Source organism: Planctomycetota bacterium, assembly GCA_016872555.1.
Classification (GTDB): domain Bacteria; phylum Planctomycetota; class Planctomycetia; order Pirellulales; family UBA1268; genus F1-20-MAGs016.
The window spans coordinates 26,303-44,109 of the sequence record VGZO01000012.1; the positions used below are offsets into that span (position 1 = coordinate 26,303).

Here is a 17,807-nt window from a genome sequence, read left to right on the forward strand (position 1 = left end):
CCGGGCGACCGTGGCCGCCGCCAGTGGCGGCGGCCACGGCGCGACGGACAGCGCGTGGTCAGCCGCGGCAGTACGATGCTGCCCGCGGTTGACCCACACGGTGCCGGAGGCCATGCCATGATCGGTCGGAGGCGGTTTCGTCCGGTGGCGTGGTTGGCGCTGCTGGTGGGGATCGTGGGTGGTGGATCAGGTGTCGCCCGTGGCGCGCCATTGCCCGGCACCACGCCGCTCGATCTCCCCGGACCGCTCGACGAGGTGATGGTCGCCGGGATCGACCGGTTTCTCCTCGATCGCACCGTGGCAGAGAAGGGGGCCAGACGGGCCGCATGGGAGCGGGCGCTCGCCGATGCCGCAGGGCGCGACGCCTTCCGCGCCGATGCCCGCGCCCGGCTGCGGGCGATCCTCGGCGTCGTCGACCAGCGCGTGCACGACACGGGGGTGTTCCTCCACGACGCCCCGGGCCCGCGGGTCGAACTCGCCGCGACCGGCGAGTGGACGGCGCTCGCCGTGTCGTTCCCGGCGCTCGAGGGGGTGCAGGCCGAAGGGATCGCCCTCGTGCCCGGAGGCGCGCCGCCACGGGCCTGGGTCGTCGCGGTGCCTGACTGCGATTGGACCCCCGAGGCGTTCGCCGGGCTCGTCGCCGACGACGGGTCCGCCGGTGCGGCGAGCCGGTTGCCGAGGGCCCTCGTCGCCGCCGGGTGCGGTGTGTTCATTCCGGCGATCCTCGACCGCACGGCGGAGTTCTCCGGGAACCAGCGCGTGCGTTTCACGAACCAACCGCATCGTGAATACGCTTATCGCCCCGCGTTCGAGCTCGGCCGCCACCCGCTCGGCTACGAGATCCAAAAGATCCTCGCCGCCGTCGACCGGATCGAGGCGGCCGCAGCGCCGGGGAAGCCGGCGCCGGTCGGTGTCTGCGGCGTGGGGGAGGGGGGACGGCTCGCGCTGCTGGCGGCGGCGTGCGACGAGCGGATCGACGCGGCGCTCGTCTGCGGGGCGTTCGGCCCGCGCGAGACGACCTGGCGGGAGCCGATCGATCGCAACGTGTGGCGCCTGCTCACCACCGCTTCCGACGCCGAGGCCGCGGCGCTCGTGCTGCCGCGGGCGCTGGTCATCGAGGCTGCCGTCGCCGACGCGTTCGCCGGCCCGGTGCCCCCCACGCCGGGCCGCGGCGGCGGCGCGGCACCGGGAACGATCGCGCCGGTCCCGTCAGGCGATTTCGCCGACGAGGCCGGCCAGGCGCGTGCTTACGCCGCGCGCCAAGGTGCGGAGCGTCGCCTCACCGTCGTCGGTGATCCGGTGGCTCCGGGACCGGCCGGTGATCCCGCCGGGCTGCGGGCGTTTCTCGCCGGCGTGGGGATCGACGCCGGGGGATCGGCGCTGGCAACTCCCGCGGCGTTGCTCGACGCCGGCGCGGTGGCGGCTGCCGCCCGGCAGCGCCAACGCCGCCAGCTCGACGAGATCTCGCGCCACACCCAGCGGCTCCTCGAATGGTCAGCCGCGGCCCGGGCCCGCGACTGGCAGGAGGTGATCGCCGCGGCGCAGCGGAAGGACCGTGCCGCGGCCGAGGCGGCACTCGGGCCGCAGCGCGAGCGGATCCGTGCCGAGCTGATCGGGCGGCTCGCCGATCCCTCGATGCCGCTCGGTGTGCGCTCGCGACAGGTGCTCGACGACCCGGCGTTCACCGGCTGGGAGGTGACGGTCGACGTTTTTCCCGACGTGATCGCCGGGGGGATCCTCCTCGTGCCCAAGGGCATCCCGGCGGGCGAGCGCCGGCCGGCGGTGGTCTGCCAGCACGGCCTCGAGGGGGTACCGATGGACACGATCACCGGCGCGGGCAACGCCCATGCGGTCTACAAGGGGTTTGCCGCCGAGCTCGCCCGGCGCGGCTACGTGACGTTCGCCCCGCAGAACCCGTACCGCGGCGGCGACCGGTTCCGCACGCTGCAGCGCAAGTCCAATCCGCTCGGCCTGACGCTGTTCTCGTTCATCATTCCGCAGCACGGGAGGATCCTCGACTTCCTCGGAACGCTTCCCGAGGTCGATCCGGCGCGGATCGGTTTCTACGGGCTCTCCTACGGCGGCAAGACGGCGATGCGCGTGCCTCCGTTCGAGCCCCGCTACCGGCTCTCGATCTGCTCGGCCGACTACGACGAATGGGTGCGGAAGATCGCGGTCGACCACGCGCCCTACAGCTACGTGTTCACCGGCGAGTACGAGATCTTCGAGTGGAACATGGGGCATCTGGCCAACTACGCGGAGCTGTCGTGGCTGATCTGGCCGCGGCCGTTCATGGTCGAGCGCGGCCACGACGACGGTGTGGCGCCCGACGAATGGGTGGCGTGGGAATACGCGAAGACGCGGCGCCTCTGGGTGAAGCTCGGGAATGCCGACGACTGCGCGATCGAGTGGTTCGACGGCCCGCACGCGATCAACGGTGCGGGGACCTACGAATTCCTCGACCGCCACCTCGATCCCGGTGGCAGGCTGCCGCGCGGGAAGTGAGGTCGCCCGGTCGGGAAGCGCTCAGCGCCCGGGCACCGGCTGGGTGGCGCGGAGGTAGGCGAACAGGTCGCGAACCTGCTGCGGGGAATAGTCGGCGAGCAACCCCGTCGGCATGATCGACTCGGGGCTGCGTTGCAGGTCCTCGATTACCTCACGCGGCAGGCTCTCGGTGCGGCCGTCGGCGAGGCGGAGGACGACGATCCCCGGATCCTCCTCGACGACGAACCCCGACAGCACACGGCCGTCGCCGGTGACGATCACGGTCGTCTCGTAGCCCTCGCGGATCGTCGCGCTCGGCTGGACGACGTGCACGAGCAAGGCCCGTGGATCGCCGCGGTCGTGGGAGGTGAGATCGGGGCCGATCTGGCCCCCCGTGCCGAACAGCCGGTGGCACGTGCCGCAGCTCTTGGCGAACAGGTCGCGCCCCTCCACGGGGCTTCCCGAGCCGGCGGCGAGGATCGCGCCGAGCCGGTCGACCTCGGTAGTGGTCGCCGCGGTGATCCGCGCGGTGTCGCCCGGCGCACCGAACAGGCGGGCGGCGCGCGCGTCGACGCCGCCGCGGTGGAGCCTGAGGCGGTCGAGCGCTGCCTTGGGGAAGGCAGCGCGGTCGATCGCCCCCGATTCGACCGTGTCGAGGAGCCGGTTCGCCCAGCCGGCGCGTGACGCCAGCGTCGCGAGCACGGCTGCCGCCACCTCCGGCGGCGCCGCGGGCAGGATGTCGAGCAGCTGCCCGGCGATCCCGGGATCGTCCCATCCCTCGAGGGCCGCGATCGCCGTCGCCCGCAGCGCGGGCTCGGCGCTGCCGGTGGCCAGATCGAGCAGGGCCGCGCGGGCCGCCGCCGGGCGGGTCTCGGCGAGCATCGCGACGTCGGCCGCGCGCTCGGTGGCGGGTGCGGTGTCGTCGCCGATCCGCGCCACGGCCTCGGCGACCGTCGCGGCGTCGCCGAGGCGCAGCCGCAGGGCGCGAGAGCCGCCACCGGCGCGGCGGATCGCGGCCAGCAATTCGTCGGGGAGGGCGGCGGGGGGGCGCCCCGCGAAGGCCTCGTCGATCCCCGCCAGCAGCCGGGTCCTGGCGTCTCCGTCGGAGGCGGCGTCGAGCAGCGGGGCCAGCGCCACCCGGTCGCCTCGCGCGCCGGCGGCGAGCCGGCGCGCGACGCGCTGCTGGAGCACTCCGCGGCCGAGCCTGGTTTCCCACAGTGGCCGCGCCGCGGGGCCGTGGTCGAGTGCGGCGAGCGTCGCGTCGCGGTCGAGGGAGATCAGGCGCTCGACGGCCCACCAGACCGACAGCGGCACGTGGATGTCGTCGGCATCGACGGCACTGTCGGCGGCGAGAATCGCCAGCACGACGCGCAGCGAGTCGCCCACCGGCAACCGGCGGGCGGTGGCGGCCAATTGGCTGCGGACGGCGGCGTCGGTCTCGCGCGTCGCCAGATCGCACAGCCCGGCGAGTGTCGCCGGCGACACTCTCCCGGCGTCGCCGGTGAGACGGATCGTCCACTGGCGCACCACGGGGGCGGCGTGGCCGAGCCAGGCAGCCCGTTCGGCGTCGGTCGGGGGAGCGAGCCTCCAGGCTGCACAGAGGTGTTCGAGGAGTCCGGTTGATGGAGGGACAGCGGCCGCGAGCCGACGGACGATTTCGGGGCGTTGCCCCGCGGCGCCGCGGGCCACCAATTCCTCGAGCGCGGCGCGGCGGATCCAACGGACCGGGTCGCCGAGCCGCTCGACGAGGACGTCGTCGGCGAGGGACGCGAGGTCGGGAAGGGCGTGGGGGGCATCGTCACGGGCCGCCACACGCCAGACGCGGCCGCGCTCGCGGTCGATCCGCCCCTGGTAGTGGCTGGCGTGGTCGATCCGCTGCTCGTAGAAGTCGGCGACGTAGACGGCGCCGTCGGGGCCGAGCTGGATGTCGACCGGACGGAACCAAGGATCGCCGCAGGACAGCGGGATGCCGATGTCCTGCGTGGCGAGCGACGAGCGGTCGGGGCGGATCGCGGCGTGGACGACTTGCCCTTGGAGCGGGGCCACGCCCAACAGCCCGCCGGCGTAGGTGGGGCCGAGCGCGGGCGAGTCGACGACGACCAACGCGTGGGTGAAGCGCGGGGCCGAGTGGTGGGCGATCGGCTCGAAGAATCCGAAGGCGAAGGGGTTGGAGAGCTCGCCGTGTTTCTCGAACCCCTTCCGTGAGTAGCCCCCCTGGATGTAGTGGAACCCCCGGGTGTCGCCGCCATTGTGGCCGGAGAGGAGCCGGCCGTCGGCGTCGAACTCGACGCCGAACGCATTGCCCCCGCCCTCGGCGAAGATCTCGTAGTGCCCCGTGGGGGGGTGGTAGCGCCAGATGCACTGTCCGGTCGAGACCACCGGGGGGGCGTCGCTGCCGGGACGGCGAACCCGGGCGGTGACCGTGCTTCCCTGGGCGGCATACAGCCAACCGTCGGGACCGCGGCGGAGGTTGTTGGTGACCGAGTGGCTGTCCTCGATGCCGAAACCCTCGAGATGGACGACCGGAGCGCCGTCGGGGCGGTCGTCGTGGTCGGCATCGGGGTAGAAGAGCAGGTACGGCGGGTTGAGGACCCACACCCCGGCGGGGTCGAACTCGCAGCTCGTCGCCAGGCTGAGGCCGTCGACGAACACCCGATGGTGGTCGGGGATCCCGTCACCGTCGGTGTCTTCGTGAACGGTGATCCGGTCGCGACCGGGATGATGGTGGGGTGGGGGGGCCGGGACCCGGTCGTACACCGAACGGAGGAAGGCATCGCGGCTGACCATCGTCAGGCCGGCCGGCTCCGGATATTGGATGTACTGGCAGACCCAGAGCCGGCCGCGGGAATCCCACTTGAGCGACAGCGGCTGGCTGATGAGCGGATCGGCGAGGATCGGGTCGACCCGCAGGCCATCCGCCACGCGAAACCGTCCCGCCTGGTCGCGGCTGGGGAGGGGGCCGTCGTCATCGAGCCGCCGGAGCCGGGCCCTGAGGTCGGAGGCCGGGGTGACGGTGGCAAAGGCGGACAGTTCTGCAGGGTCGGGAATGGTTCCGGTGGGTTCTGCGGTGGCGGCGTACTGCCAGGGCCCCCCCAGCCCGATTCCCTCGTCGCCGGCCAACAGGGCGGGAATCGCGACGTTGAACCCCGTGCGGCCCCCCCTGGAGCAGACGACCACCTCGACCAGGTTGTTGTCACCCGGGCGGAGCAGGTCGGCGGTCAAGTCGATTTCGTCGGCAGTGCCCAGGCCGCTGCGGTAATCGGGGGGAAAACTGCCGCTGCGGCCGGCGAACCGGCCATTGATGCGGTATTCGAGAGCCGCGTCGAACGGCTCGAAAAACAGCCGAACCGACCGGCCCCGCCACTGCTCCGGCACGTGGACCACGCAGCGGAGTGTCATCCAGCCGTCGGACCCCACCGGGGGCTGCCTGAGTGCGGCCGGAACGTCGATCGTTTTCCAGGGGGGGGCCGCGATGGCGACCGTGGGAGCGACGACGAGCACGCCGAGCCACAAGGCGACGGCCAAGCGGGCGGAGAACGCATGCCGGCCACAGCGCATCGGTGCAGGCGTGCTTGGGGGGCGCGAAGTCATCGGGTCCTCCGTGTCGGTCGACGTCGATCGACCGGGCGCGAGTCTGCATTCAACGGCGGGCAGAATGAAGTGCGGAAGGGTGGTCGCCGGAAAGGCGCGGCGTTGTCTTCCACCGCCCCACGGCGAGACCGGCCAAGGAAAAACCGCTGGAATCCAACGGTTCGATCAGTCGTAAGTCGAAAAAAAACCAACCGGATGGAGAGCCCTGGATGGATGGGATGTCTGGGGGTTTTGGGAAGATTTACATGCCGGCGCCGAGTGTCTAGCCTGCCCTGTCGGTTTTGCCGGTTGGAACTCGTGGATCGTACCGCGTTCGCCCGATGAAAAACGGGAAGCGGGGTCAAGGAGGATCGCCCGATGTACGCGTCTGCCCGGATCGACGTCTTGCCAGCCGGCCGCCGACGGATTTTTCCGGTGGCGCTCTTCGCCGCCCTCTCCCCCCTGGCGGTCATCCAGGCTGCCGAAGGCTGGTTCACCCGGTATGAAGACGCCATGGCGGTCGCCGACCGGACCGGCAAGCCCGTCCTGACGGTGTTCACTGGCAGCGACTGGTGCCCCCACTGCACGACGCTCGAGGAAAAAGTCCTCCGCAGCGAGACGTTCCGGGCCTGGGCCGAGGGGCGGGTGGTCCTGCTCTCGATCGATCTGCCGCAAGCCGGCATTTCCCAGGCCGTCCGTCGGGAACGCTCGCTCCTCTGCAAGCGTTATGGCGTCAACACCTTCCCGAGCGTCGTCCTGCTCGCCCCGGATGGCGAAAAGATCACGTCCCAGGTGGGCTACACCAGCCAGCCGGCAACCGATTGGGTCGCTCACTTCGCCGCCCACACCGACTCCAGCGGCGTCTGCAAGTCGCTCGACGAGGCGGTCGTCCGGGCGCGGGGGGCGAAACGGCCGATTCTCCTGGTCGTCTCGCGGGCCGGTGATTCGGCCGCCCGCACGAGCACCGCGTCGCTGATCAACGACCCCGAGTTCGAGGCCCTCGCGAGCAACCACTTCGTCGTCGCCAGCGTCACGTCCGAAGCGGGTGGGGCGACGGAAGCGGCCCAGTCGATGGAAAACCTTCTCGGCGGCGTCGAACTCCCCCCCGAGGCGGTCGAGGTGATCGTCACGGATGACGGCCAGACCCCGCTGTTCAGCCAGTCGGGTTCCCAGTCCCCCTCGCGAGTGGTGATGGGATTGCGGCGCTTTCTCGCCGCCCGTCAGGCGGCGCGGTCGGATGAATCGAGCCGGCGCTGAGCCGGCGCGGGGTCCCGTGAAGCCTCGTCAGGAGGCCACGCCACCCGGTTTCCCGACGGCGATCGCCGGAACCGAGGCCACGTCGGCCTTGCGGATCAGGAACCGCGATGCCTCGGCGTTTATCTCCCCGATCGACCGCCGTAATTCGCCGAGCGATCGGGCGAAGACCTCGGTGGACGCCGCCGAGTCCTCCGCCCCGACGCGCAGTTTTTCCATCGCGTCGCGGATCTGGCGAACTCCCTGGGCCTGCGTCCGCATGCCGTCGTGAACGGTGTCGAGCGACTGGGTCACCGACTTCACCGGCTCGATGATCTGCCCGAGTTGCTCGCTGACCTGCGAGACCTCGGTGATCCGGGCGCTGACCTCGTTGCGGAAGCGGTCCATTTCCATCGTGCCGCTGGCGACGGCCGCCTGCATGTCGCGGACCATCCGCTCGATGTCCTTCGTGGCCAGCGCCGTCTGGTCGGCGAGCCGGCGGATCTCCTGGGCCACGATCCGGAACCCGCGCCCCGCTTCGCCGGCCTTCTCGGCTTCGATCGTCGCGTTGACGCTGAGGAGATTGGTCTGATCGGCGACCTTGGCGATCGTCGTGACGACGGTGGTGATGCCCGCGGCCCGCTGGCTGATCGTCGCCAGCTTCCGGGTGAAGGCGTTCATCGCCTCGTCGAGGTGCTGCATCGAGGTCGACATCCCGAGCAGTCCGTCGCGCCCCAGGTCGGCCACTCGCGCCGCTTCGCGGGCGACGTCGGTGACGGCGCTGGTCGTGCTGAGGAGCTGCTCCCCCGTGGTCGCGATTTCGGTGACCGCCGCCGAGATGTCGGCCGCGGATCCACGGAAGCCGTGGATCGAGCGCTCCTGGCGCGCCAGGGCGATCGCGGCGTCCGATTCGGTCGACGACAGCCGCAGTCCGGCGTCCTGGATCCGGCCGACGAGGCCGCGGAGCGAGTCCGACATCTCGCCGAAGGCCGCCAGCAACCGCCCGACCTCGTCGTCGCCCCCCTCCGGCACCGGCAGCGTGAGATCGCCGGCGGCGATCGATTCGGCGGCCATCATCGAGCGCCGCACCGGTTCGGCGATCGACCGCGCCAGCCACAGGCCGCCGAGCACGCCCGGCAGCCCGACGAGCAGGCCGCTGGCCAGCGCCGCGACCGCCTGCCAGGCGAGCGATTCGCGGCTGGCACGGGTGGCGATCCGCACCAGGACCGCCCCCGCGGTCGCACCGTCGTTGCGGCGGACGGGTGCTGCCACGACAAACCCGTCGTCGTCGAAGCGCCCCTCCGGGCGACCGGCCGCCGCGCCGGCGGCGATCAGCGCCGAGTCGGCGGCGTCGACAGGGCGGTCGGCGTCGGTGACGATGCCCCCGGTGTCGACGCGCCGGGAAACGAGCGGCATCTGGCGCTCGTCGAGGATCCGCACCTCGACGACGTCGCCGGCGACGAGGTCGTGGACCAAGCGCCGCAGGCCGAGGTTGCGGTCGATGCGGTCGAAGAACGTCGCCTCGATACCGACCTGGATGATCCGTGGGCCGTCGACGCCGCCGACACCGGCGTATTTGAAGATCTTGTCGTCGATCTCGCGCTGCCGCGATTCCTGCACCAGCCCCGGGATCCCCCCGTCGAGCAGCCGGTGGAAGACGTGGGCCTGAGGTTGCACCGTCGGGTCCGGGGAAAAGGTCCAGCCTTCCCCCTTGTCGTCGGTGTCGATGATCACGGTGCCGTGCTCGTCGGTGGCGAGAAACTCGACGTTTCCCTGCGCGGCGATGCCGCGGAGCCGGGCGGTGATCTCGCCGGGGGCGAGCCCGGCCTTGACCCCCAGCGCCACCACTTCGGCCAGCAGCCGGGACTCGGTGAGCATCTGTTCGCCGATCTCCGCTTCGACGGCTCGCGGCACGTCGGCGGCGAGCGCCGCGGACCGGGCGAGCACCTCGGCGAGACGGTCGCCACCGCTGCGGACTTCGTCGAGGACGGCCCGGCGCGCGGCCCAGGTCTGCAACAGGCTGGTGACGACGATCGACGCCAACAGGAGCAGGCCGGCGATCAGGGCGATCCGTGAGCGGAGTGACATCAAGCGCGCTCCGGGAGGGACGGACGATGCTCCGCCACGGTAGTCCCATCCGGTCCGTGATGCCACTGCCGCGCCGTCGGGGCCGACGGCGCGGTCGGCTCACGGGCGATCGAAGGTCACGAGCGTCACGCCCGCGCCGGCCGCTGGAGCGGTGGGCATCGGCCGTGCCGCGGCGCGGCGCAGCCGCTCGCCGACCCCACAGCCGCCGATCGGGAGAGCGAAAAACAGCGGTGCTGCCAGCCATGGCAGCCAGACGACCGCGGCCTCGTGCCAACGGGTTGCCGGCGGGGCGGCGGCGGGGCGTGCACGGAGGATGCGGGAGCGCGGGTCGGGTGGCATGGGAGCGTCCGGTATCCGCCCGCGCGAGCGCGCCAGGCGGGGGGTGGGAAATAGCGGTCCGGCGCCAGGGGATCAAGGCGAACCGCGTTCCCCGGGGCCACCCGCGTTCCCGTCAGCCCGCGGACAAAGTGATCGGCAGCCGGATGCGGCCGACGGCGACCCGGGGATTGGCCGAGGCGGGGATCGAACCCGCACGGAGATCACTCTCCACGGGATTTTAAGTCCCGTGCGTCTGCCAGTTTCGCCACTCGGCCCGTTCGTCGACGGCGGATCGTACCAACCAATCGGGCGCCGGGCCCGTCTGCCGCGGCTGCTACACTCTCGCTCGGAACCGCCTCCCGGAATCTCCCGCGTGCCACCTCCCCCGCCGGCTGCCCTGCCGTTTCCCGGGATCGATGGGTTCCTCGGCACCCGGGCCTCGCTGGGGATGGATGTCGTCCTCGTCGGCCTGCTGGCGATCCTGCCGTTGCTGGCCTGGAGCGTGCAGCTTGTCCGGGGCGGACGGTATGCCGCCCACAAGCGGATGCAGTTGGCGATCTTCGGCGTGCTGGTCGCGGCGATCGTCGTGTTCGAGATTGACATTCGCCTGGTGAGCGACTGGAAGCCGCGCGCCCGGCCGAGCCCCCACTGGCCGGGCGGGGTGCTCGCGGCGCTGGCCGTTCATCTCGTGTTCGCCGTCTCGACGCTCGGGTTGCTCGTGTGGGTGGTCGTCGAGGCGCTGCGCAGGTTTCCCGTGCCGCCATCTCCGGGGACCCACGGGCCGCGCCACCGCCGGTTCGCCCGCTTGGCGACGGTCGATCTGGTGCTCACGGCGGTCACCGGCAGCGTGTTCTACTGGCTCGCGTTCGTCAGTCGCTGACCGGCTCGCCGCCGTCTCCCCGGGGAAACGCCCGGCAGAGGAGGACGCCGCCGAAGTACAGCAGGCACAGCGGGATGGCGAGGAACAGCAGGCTGTATGGGTCGGCCGGGGTGAGGATCGCCGAGACGACGAAGATCACCACCACTGCCAGTCGCCACTGGGCGACGTACGCGGCGACGTCGACGATCCCGATCCGTTCCAGGAAGAACATCACCAGCGGGAGTTGGAACCCGATCCCGAAGCCGATCGGAAGGATGAGCACGAAGCTCATCCACTCGCTGATCCGCGGATCCGGATCGAGCCCGAGCCAGGCGTTGAACTGCAGGAGGTAGTCGAGGACGAAGTCGAACACGAAGAAGAACGCCAGCGACACCCCGGCGAGGAACAACCCCGTGCTGACAGGCAGGAACAGATGGATGAGCCGCTTCTCGTGCGGGTACAGGCCCGCGGCGACGAACGACCACAGCTGGTAGAAGATCCACGGGCTGGCCAACACGATGCCCACCAGCAGCGCCGCCTTGATGTAGATCCCGAACGCCTCCTGGGCGCTGAGCGTCGTGATGCTCACGCGCGGGTCGCGGGCCAGCGGCTGCCAGAGGAGCATCGGCACCAGCGCGTCGGCACGAAACCCCGGCGCGGCGGCTTCCTCCCCGGTCGGCGGCCGCGGGGGAGTGCCGAGCGCCGCGGCGAGCCGGTCGGGGTGGACCTCACGGAGGTCGAACGACAGGCCGAGCCGCTCGACTGCCTCGACGATCTCCTCGCGGGAGTAGGGGAGGGGAGCGTTGCCGGGCGCTCGCGGCTGCCAGCGATCGAAGGTCCGCAGCGACTGGGTGGTGTAGTACTTGCCGAGGGCCCGCTTGAGCGGTTGCTCGACGAGATGGACGACCGGTTGGGCGACGAAAAACCCGAGGGCCACCGCCGCGGCGAGGCCGAGGCTGGCGCGGACGAGGCACCCCCGGAGCTCCTCCAGGTGCTCGCCGAAGGTCATCGTCGAGCTCTGGAACAGGTCCTCGTCGTCGAGTCGCGCCATGGGGAGCTGCCGTGCCGTTGGGTGGAGGGCCGAGCCGGCCACCCACCGACTTATACCCGACCGCGCCGCCTCATGCCCCGAACTTGCCGAGACGGCCGGCGTGGGCCATCGCCAACAGCATCAGATGCTTGGCGGGGAACTGGCCGAGGCCGCCGCGGAGGCATTCCCGCTCGGCGAACTTCGTCAACCCGTCGGGACGGCAGGTGTCGGCCGCCAGGAGCGTCGGCACCGGGTGCCAGGAATGGCTCCGCAGCCGGCTCGGGGTGGAATGATCGCCGGTGACGACGAGGACGTCGGGACGCAGCGATTCGATCCGCGGGATCGCGGCGTCGAGATCCTCGATCCGCCGCACCTTCTCGGCAAACGCGCCATCCTCGCCGGTCGAGTCGGTGTACTTGTAATGGAGGAAGAAGAAGTCGTGGTCGTTCCAGCAGCCGGCCAGGGCGTCGAGCTGCTCGTCGAGCGTCGTCGCCTCGCCGACGAGCGTCATCCCCGCCAGCCGCGCCAGCCCCTTGTACATCGGGTAGACGGCAATCGCCGCGGCGCGGAGGCCGTACAGCTCGAGAAACGACGGCAGTGCCGGCCGGCCGGCGAACCCGCGGAGCACCAGTCCATTGGCCTTCGGTTCGCCCGCCAGCAGGGCCCGCGCCTGGCGGACGAACTCCGCGGCCACCCGCGCCGTCCGCTCCGCCGCCGGGGTGGCCGCCGCCGGTGCCAGCGGCTCGACGCCGACGGCCTGCGGATCGGTGTCGGCGACACCGCCATCGAGCCCCGGACCGCGGAACACGACGACGAAGCGGTGTTCCTTGACCGGCTTGACGAACGTCTCGACACCGTCGATCCGCACTGCCTGGAGCTTGTCGACGACGGCGAAACTCTCCGCCGACGGGATCCGGCCGGCGCGGCGATCGGTGATCCGCCCGGCCGCGTCGAGCGTGCAGAAGTTGCCGCGGACGGCGACGTCGGCGGGGCCGAGTTCGAAGCCGATGCCCGTCGCCTCGAGCGCGCCGCGCCCGATCCGGTACTCGAGCGGGTCGTAGCCGAACAGGCCGAGGTGGCCGGGCCCGGAGCCGGGGGTGATGCCGGGCAGGACCGGGACGCTCGAACCGCTCGTGCCCCGCGCCGCGAGCCGATCGAGGTTGGGCGTGGCGGCGGTCTCGAGCTCCGTCCGGCCGCCCGGCTCGAGCGGCAGGCCACCGAGACCGTCGGCGACCAGCAGCACGATCTTGGTGGTGTTCTTCTCGGCCAACTCGCGCAGCAGCTGTTGCTCGATCACGGGGCGACTCCCGGGGGCGGAGGGGGAAACGGTCGATCGCGGACGGCACCGCAGTTTCCGGAGATCGGCGGCGGCGGATCAAGCCCAGCGCGCGGAGCAGCGGCGCGGCCCTCCCGATCTGCACCCGGGCCGCGTCCGGCTCGCCGGCGCGGGGCGGCAGTGGCATAGTGGCGCCGTCGCCACCGGTCCACGGGTTCAGTTCCATGAGCGTGCTCCGTCCCCGACCTCCCGAGGAGCCGCTCGAGATCGAGGGGGTGTCGCCCGCCGCGGCGGCGGAGGCCGGGCATGCCGAGCGGATCGCCGCCGCGCTCGCCGCGGTCGTGGATGCGCCCGACGACCCAGCGACGCGGGCGCTGCTGGCGGTCGACACGCTCCTGGCCGACTACGGGATCACGCGCTCGACGGCGACGCGCCGCGACAGCCGGCTGTTCGCGCTGCTCGGCGCGGCGCGCGAGGTCGCCGCCGCCGCCGACCGGATCGTCGTCATCGGACCGGCGGTCGATCTGGCGGGTCTGCGGCTGGTGCTCGCGGCCTGCGCCCATCCCTGGCACGACCATCTCGGCCGCGGCGAGCGCGGCGGGCGGCCCCGCCTCGCGTTCCTCCCGGCCGATCCGGCGCCCGACCCCGACGCGCTCGCGGGACTCGTCGACCTCCTCGGCGGCCCCGCCACGCCGGCGGGTGGCGGTCGCGACCTCCTCGACCGCGCGGCGCTGGTGGTGATCGGCCGGGGGGGGGACGCGGCGCTGCGCGATGCGGTCGCAGTCCTCGGCCCGGCCGTCGAGCACCGGGTGACCTGGGTCGCCGACGGCGCCGATGGCGGAGCGGCGGCCGGCGCTGGGGCGCCGCTGGCGCCGGCCGGGCTGCTCGCCGGCGCGCTGGCGGGAATCGACGTCGTCCGGCTCCTCGTCGGGGCGGTGGCGCTCGTCGCCCTGTGCCGTGGCGAAACGGCCACGAGCCCGGTGGCGATGCTCGTGCGGGCGCTGGCTGGACCGGCATCGCCCCGGAGCATCGGCGTCGACGCGTCGGCCCTCGGGCCGCTCGCCGAGTGGTACGGCCACCTGCTGCACACCGCCGGCGTGCCTGCGGCCCTGGTCACCCATGGCGATCCGTCGGGCGCCGCCGTCCGGATCCTCGTGCGCGGGGGAAGGCCGCGCCGTACTCCGGTGGCCGGCGCCCCCCCACGCCCGGCCGTGGCGGTGCCGCCGCCGGCAGCGCCCGGTCGAAGCGTCGTCGTACGCCTGCCGCGGGTCGACGAGCACTCGCTCGGCCAGCTCGTGGCGCTGCTGATCCTGACCACGGCCGTCGAGCGCCGGTTGACGGGAGCGGACGGCTCCCGCGGCGAGCGGTGCGGAGGGGCGGCCAGGCGGCTATAGTCCCGGCGGCTCGAGTCCTGGACTGCCAACCCCGGAGGCCCGGATGTCCATCACGCTGACCTGGACGGGACACGCCACCTGGTTGATCGACACCGGGGCCGGTGTGATCCTCGTCGATCCGTTTCTCGACGAGTGCCCGACGGCGAGCGTCGCCGCGGCCGCAATCGACTGCCAGGCGATCCTCGTCACCCACGGCCACTTCGACCACGTCGCCGACCTGGTACCGATCGCCAAGCGGACCGGGGCCACGGTGGTGTGCAACTGGGAGATCGCCCAGTGGCTCGGCAAGCAGGGGGTGACGGCGGTCCAGCCGATGAATCTCGGCGGCCGCGCGGCGGTGCCGGGAGGCACGGCGAAGATGGAGCTCGCCTGGCACTCGTCGAGCCTCCCCGACGGCAGCTACGGCGGCAGTCCCTCCGGATGGGTGCTCGAGGTGGCGGGGGTGAGCGTCTACCTCGCCGGCGACACGGCGCTGTTTTCCGACATGGCCCGGATCGGGGCGGCCGTGAAAGGGGGGCTCGACGTCGCCATCCTCCCGATCGGCGACGTGTTCACGATGGGGCCGGCGGATTCGATCGAGGCGGTGCGGCTGCTCGCGCCGCGGATCGTCCTCCCCAGCCACCACGGCACCTGGCCGCCGATCACCCAGGACACCGCCGCCTGGGCACGGCGCGTCGCCGCCGAGACGTCAGCCGAGCCGCGAGTCCTCGTCCCCGGCGAACGGGTGCTCGTGGAGGTGGTGCGCGACTGACCGGCGGCCGCGGCGCCAGACGCACCGCTTCACGTCGCGTCGGCGGCCGGCCCGTCGCGCGGCACGACAGCGACCTCGATGGCGCCGTCGACCACGCGCACCGGGAACACGTCGGCACGGAGACGCGGATCGTCGCACCAGGCGCCGTCGTCGAGGCGGAACCGCCAGGCATGCCACGGGCAGGTGACAACGCCGTCGCGGCATGGCCCCGACGACAGCGACGCACCCATGTGGGGGCACAGGTCGTCGATCGCCGAGTAGGCGGCGCCGTCGAAGAACACCGCCACGAGGCGGCCCGCGACCTCGTAGCAGCGGCCCTCGCCGACGGGAATGTCGCCTTCGCGGGCGACGGCGGTGAAGGAGGGGGGCGGAGCCATCGTCCAGTACGATACCCGATCATGATCCCCGCCGGACCCTCGTCGCCCGTGTCCAAAGCTCCGGTCCCGCCGCGCCCGATCCGCCTCCTCGTCCTTGACGTCGACGGCACGCTCACCGACAGCAACCACGAGGTGCCCGCCGCTGCCCGGGACGCGGTCGGCCGGATCCGGGCCGCCGGGATCGCCGTCGCGATCGCCACGGGGCGCCGGTACCGCGACGTCCTCCCGGTGGCGACCGGACTGGGGATCGACCTGCCGCTGGTGACGGCGTCCGGGGGGCTCGTCAAGCGACCGGCCGACCATGCCACGCTGTTCGCCGCCCGGTTCGGCCGCGGCGTCCTCGAGCGGGTGCTCGCGCGGGTCGCCGGCCGTGGGCTCGAACCGGTCGTCTACACCGACAGCTACGCCGCCGGCCACGACTTCCTCTGCCGGCGTCTGCCCCCCGCCGATGCCCGCGATCCCACCGGGATCGACTCCTATCTCGTGCGCAATCGCCACCTGGGGCGCGAACAGGGCGACCTGGTCGCCACGCCACCGGCCGATGCCTTCGCCGGCTTCGCGATGGGCGCCCACGACGCCATGCTCGCGCTCGAGGCCGATCTTTCCGCCGCCTGCCCCGGCCAGCTTTCCCTGCACGTGATCCGCAGCCCACGGTACCGCGACTGGATGTGCGAGTTCGCGCCGGCAGCGGTGACGAAGTGGAGTGGGACGCTGCGGATCGCCTCCGACCTCGGGATCGAACCGGCGGCGGTCTGCGCCGTCGGCGACGACGTCAACGACCTGCCGATGATCCGCAGTGCCGGCCTCGGGATCGCGATGGGCACCGCCCCCGAGGCGGTCCGCGCGGTGGCGGACCGTGTCGTCGCCTCGAGCGACGACGGCGGCCTCGCCGAGGTGGCCGACATCCTCCTCGCCGACCGGGCCACTGACCGATCCTGCCCAGGCTGCCCGGATTGACCGGTGCGAGCCGGTCGACGTGACTTGTGCCGGGTGCGCCGCGCGGCGTATATCCTCCACCCCCTCCGGCAGGATCGGCGCGCATGGACATCCGCATCGAACGCCCCCACGGCGCCTGCGCGCAGACCGGCCGGCCGTTCGTGGCCGGTGAGGGCGTCTACTCGGCACTGGTCCGCGACGGCGCGGCGCTGAAGCGCGTCGACACCGCAGCCGACGCCTGGACCGGGCCCCCGCCGAACTGCCTGGCGTGGTGGCGCGGCGTCCATTCCCCGGCGCCAACGCGCGACCCGGTGGCTCCCGTCGACGTCCTCCTCGACCTCCTCGAAGGGCTCGAATCGCGCGACGACGACGCTCCCCTCCGTTACCTCCTGGCGCTGGCGCTGGTGCGGCGCCGCGTGCTCCGCTGCGTCGACGCGCCGGCGGCTGCGGAGCGCGGCGTCGCCGAGTTCGCCTGCCGGCGCCGCGACACGACCTACCGTGTCGTCGCCGTACCCGCCGACCGGCTCGGCGACCACGAGCTCGAGGCGCGGCTGGCCGCCCTGCTCTGGCCGACGGAGGCCGCCGCGTGACCATCATCGATCGCCGGCCGTCGCCGTCTCGGGTCGCCGCCCTGCTTCTCGTGGTCGCGGCCGTCGCCTCGACCGGCGCCTCCTGCCCGCAGGTGATCCGCGGGTATCAGGTCGGCACGATGCCGCTGCCGCGGATGCTGCCCCCGCAGCCCTCGCTCGAGCAGGTGATGGCCACCGTCCACGACAACACCCAGCGCGTCCGCAGCCTGATGGTCCCGCAAGCGGTGCTTTCGGTGCCCGGGGTGCCGCGGCTCTCGGCGCAGGTCGCCTGCGAACCGCCGCGCCGCTTCCGGCTCCGCGCCCAGACCGCCGTCACCGGCGGCGAGCTCGATCTCGGCAGCAACGACGACCTGTTCTGGCTGTGGATCCGTCGCCACGAGCCGCCGGTGATGCTGTTCTGCCGGCACGACGCGTTCGAGCGATCGGCGGCCCGGACCCTCGTGCCCCTCGAGGCGGAGTGGATGCCGGAGCTGTTGGGGCTGGTCACGTTCCGCCCCGAGGACCGCCACGAGGGGCCGGTGGCGCTCGCCGACGGCCGCCTCGAGGTCCGGACCCGGATCGCCGGAGCCGATGGCGAGCGGCTCAAGTCGACGATCGTCGACGGCACCACCGGTCTGGTCGTCGAGCAGCACCTGTTCACGGCCAAGGGGGAGCGGCTGGCCAGCGTCCGCACCTCCCGGCACCGGGTCGATCCCGCCTCGGGGGCGGCGCTGCCCCATCTGGTCGAGGTTTCGTGGCCGACTTCGCAGCTCGACTTCCAGCTCGAGCTGTCGAGCGTGACCACCAACCTGCCGGTCGCCGATCCCGGGCAACTGTGGCAGATGCCCGCCTACTCCGGGTACCAGCCGGTCGATCTCTCCGATCCCGGCGTCGTCATCGCCCCGCCACCGGGCCGCTGACC

15 protein-coding genes and 1 tRNA gene are annotated in these 17,807 nt (G+C 72.5%); 7 read left to right on the top strand and 9 right to left on the bottom strand.

Features of this window, described 5'->3' with window-relative positions; translation table 11 throughout:
• Positions 1-117: 117 nt before the first annotated feature.
• Entirely contained in the window at positions 118-2,505 is a 2,388-nt protein-coding gene (locus FJ309_05960) for a hypothetical protein (GenBank protein ID MBM3954146.1), read from the top strand.
• Between the two features lie 21 nt (positions 2,506-2,526).
• On the opposite strand, the gene FJ309_05965 is transcribed toward FJ309_05960, so the two are convergent.
• Entirely contained in the window at positions 2,527-6,075 is a 3,549-nt protein-coding gene (locus FJ309_05965) for a c-type cytochrome (GenBank protein ID MBM3954147.1), read from the bottom strand.
• A 357-nt stretch (positions 6,076-6,432) separates the two neighbouring features.
• On the opposite strand from FJ309_05965, the gene FJ309_05970 reads away from it, so the two are divergent.
• Entirely contained in the window at positions 6,433-7,311 is an 879-nt protein-coding gene (locus FJ309_05970) for a thioredoxin family protein (protein ID MBM3954148.1), read from the top strand.
• Between the two features lie 27 nt (positions 7,312-7,338).
• Here the strand turns inward: FJ309_05970 and FJ309_05975 are convergent, their stop codons facing one another.
• The 3 genes from FJ309_05975 to FJ309_05985 form a co-directional block, all read right to left on the bottom strand.
• Complete coding sequence (locus FJ309_05975) at positions 7,339-9,375, bottom strand: methyl-accepting chemotaxis protein (protein ID MBM3954149.1); 2,037 nt, start codon at positions 9,373-9,375, stop codon at positions 7,339-7,341.
• 99 nt (positions 9,376-9,474) lie between these two features.
• On the bottom strand, positions 9,475-9,714 hold the full coding sequence (locus FJ309_05980; GenBank protein ID MBM3954150.1) for a hypothetical protein: 240 nt from the start codon (positions 9,712-9,714) through the stop codon (positions 9,475-9,477).
• 168 nt (positions 9,715-9,882) lie between these two features.
• Positions 9,883-9,968 (bottom strand) — tRNA-Leu (locus FJ309_05985).
• A 98-nt stretch (positions 9,969-10,066) separates the two neighbouring features.
• Here FJ309_05985 and FJ309_05990 point away from each other — a divergent pair.
• Positions 10,067-10,573: a DUF420 domain-containing protein gene (locus FJ309_05990; protein ID MBM3954151.1), complete on the top strand. Its 507-nt coding sequence runs from the start codon at positions 10,067-10,069 to the stop codon at positions 10,571-10,573.
• Here FJ309_05990 and tatC read toward each other — a convergent pair.
• The 4 genes from tatC to FJ309_06010 form a co-directional block, all read right to left on the bottom strand.
• Positions 10,563-11,603: a twin-arginine translocase subunit TatC gene (tatC, locus tag FJ309_05995; protein MBM3954152.1), complete on the bottom strand. Its 1,041-nt coding sequence runs from the start codon at positions 11,601-11,603 to the stop codon at positions 10,563-10,565. The genes FJ309_05990 and tatC overlap by 11 nt on opposite strands.
• Positions 11,604-11,673: 70 nt before the next feature.
• Complete coding sequence (locus FJ309_06000) at positions 11,674-12,879, bottom strand: 2,3-bisphosphoglycerate-independent phosphoglycerate mutase (protein MBM3954153.1); 1,206 nt, start codon at positions 12,877-12,879, stop codon at positions 11,674-11,676.
• 382 nt (positions 12,880-13,261) lie between these two features.
• A complete protein-coding gene (locus tag FJ309_06005; GenBank protein ID MBM3954154.1) occupies positions 13,262-13,888 on the bottom strand; it encodes a hypothetical protein in 627 nt (208 codons plus the stop codon).
• 83 nt (positions 13,889-13,971) lie between these two features.
• Positions 13,972-14,325, bottom strand: coding sequence for a hypothetical protein (locus FJ309_06010; GenBank protein MBM3954155.1), 354 nt, complete (start codon positions 14,323-14,325; stop codon positions 13,972-13,974).
• Here FJ309_06010 and FJ309_06015 point away from each other — a divergent pair.
• Positions 14,296-15,003 (top strand): metal-dependent hydrolase, encoded by a 708-nt coding sequence (locus FJ309_06015; GenBank protein ID MBM3954156.1) that lies wholly within the window; start codon positions 14,296-14,298, stop codon positions 15,001-15,003. The two genes, FJ309_06010 and FJ309_06015, sit on opposite strands and share 30 nt — an antisense overlap.
• Positions 15,004-15,032: 29 nt before the next feature.
• Here FJ309_06015 and FJ309_06020 read toward each other — a convergent pair whose 3' ends face one another.
• Positions 15,033-15,380 carry a Rieske (2Fe-2S) protein gene (locus tag FJ309_06020; GenBank protein MBM3954157.1) on the bottom strand — a complete coding sequence of 116 codons (348 nt, stop codon included), beginning with the start codon at positions 15,378-15,380 and terminating at the stop codon, positions 15,033-15,035.
• Between the two features lie 21 nt (positions 15,381-15,401).
• Here FJ309_06020 and FJ309_06025 point away from each other — a divergent pair, with 21 nt between their 5' ends.
• The 3 genes from FJ309_06025 (at position 15,402) to FJ309_06035 (ending at position 17,805) form a co-directional block, all read left to right on the top strand.
• Positions 15,402-16,337 (top strand): HAD-IIB family hydrolase, encoded by a 936-nt coding sequence (locus FJ309_06025; protein ID MBM3954158.1) that lies wholly within the window; start codon positions 15,402-15,404, stop codon positions 16,335-16,337.
• Positions 16,338-16,420: 83 nt separating this feature from the next.
• Complete coding sequence (locus tag FJ309_06030) at positions 16,421-16,906, top strand: hypothetical protein (protein ID MBM3954159.1); 486 nt, start codon at positions 16,421-16,423, stop codon at positions 16,904-16,906.
• Positions 16,903-17,805, top strand: a complete 903-nt coding sequence (locus tag FJ309_06035; GenBank protein ID MBM3954160.1) for a hypothetical protein — start codon at positions 16,903-16,905, stop codon at positions 17,803-17,805. The genes FJ309_06030 and FJ309_06035 overlap by 4 nt, the downstream gene beginning before the upstream one ends.
• The last annotated feature ends 2 nt before the right edge of the window (positions 17,806-17,807 follow it).

Bases quoted from the DNA above. Each gene is read 5' to 3' on its own strand.
- FJ309_05960 (MBM3954146.1), top strand. From the start codon at position 118: ATGATCGGTCGGAGGCGGTTTCGTCCGGTGGCGTGGTTGGCGCTGCTG.
- FJ309_05965 (MBM3954147.1), bottom strand. From the start codon at position 6,075: ATGACTTCGCGCCCCCCAAGCACGCCTGCACCGATGCGCTGTGGCCGG.
- FJ309_05970 (MBM3954148.1), top strand. From the start codon at position 6,433: ATGTACGCGTCTGCCCGGATCGACGTCTTGCCAGCCGGCCGCCGACGG.
- FJ309_05975 (MBM3954149.1), bottom strand. From the start codon at position 9,375: ATGTCACTCCGCTCACGGATCGCCCTGATCGCCGGCCTGCTCCTGTTG.
- FJ309_05980 (MBM3954150.1), bottom strand. From the start codon at position 9,714: ATGCCACCCGACCCGCGCTCCCGCATCCTCCGTGCACGCCCCGCCGCC.
- tatC (MBM3954152.1), bottom strand. From the start codon at position 11,603: ATGGCGCGACTCGACGACGAGGACCTGTTCCAGAGCTCGACGATGACC.
- FJ309_06005 (MBM3954154.1), bottom strand. From the start codon at position 13,888: ATGCTCCGGGGCGATGCCGGTCCAGCCAGCGCCCGCACGAGCATCGCC.
- FJ309_06015 (MBM3954156.1), top strand. From the start codon at position 14,296: ATGTCCATCACGCTGACCTGGACGGGACACGCCACCTGGTTGATCGAC.
- FJ309_06020 (MBM3954157.1), bottom strand. From the start codon at position 15,380: ATGGCTCCGCCCCCCTCCTTCACCGCCGTCGCCCGCGAAGGCGACATT.
- FJ309_06025 (MBM3954158.1), top strand. From the start codon at position 15,402: ATGATCCCCGCCGGACCCTCGTCGCCCGTGTCCAAAGCTCCGGTCCCG.
- FJ309_06030 (MBM3954159.1), top strand. From the start codon at position 16,421: ATGGACATCCGCATCGAACGCCCCCACGGCGCCTGCGCGCAGACCGGC.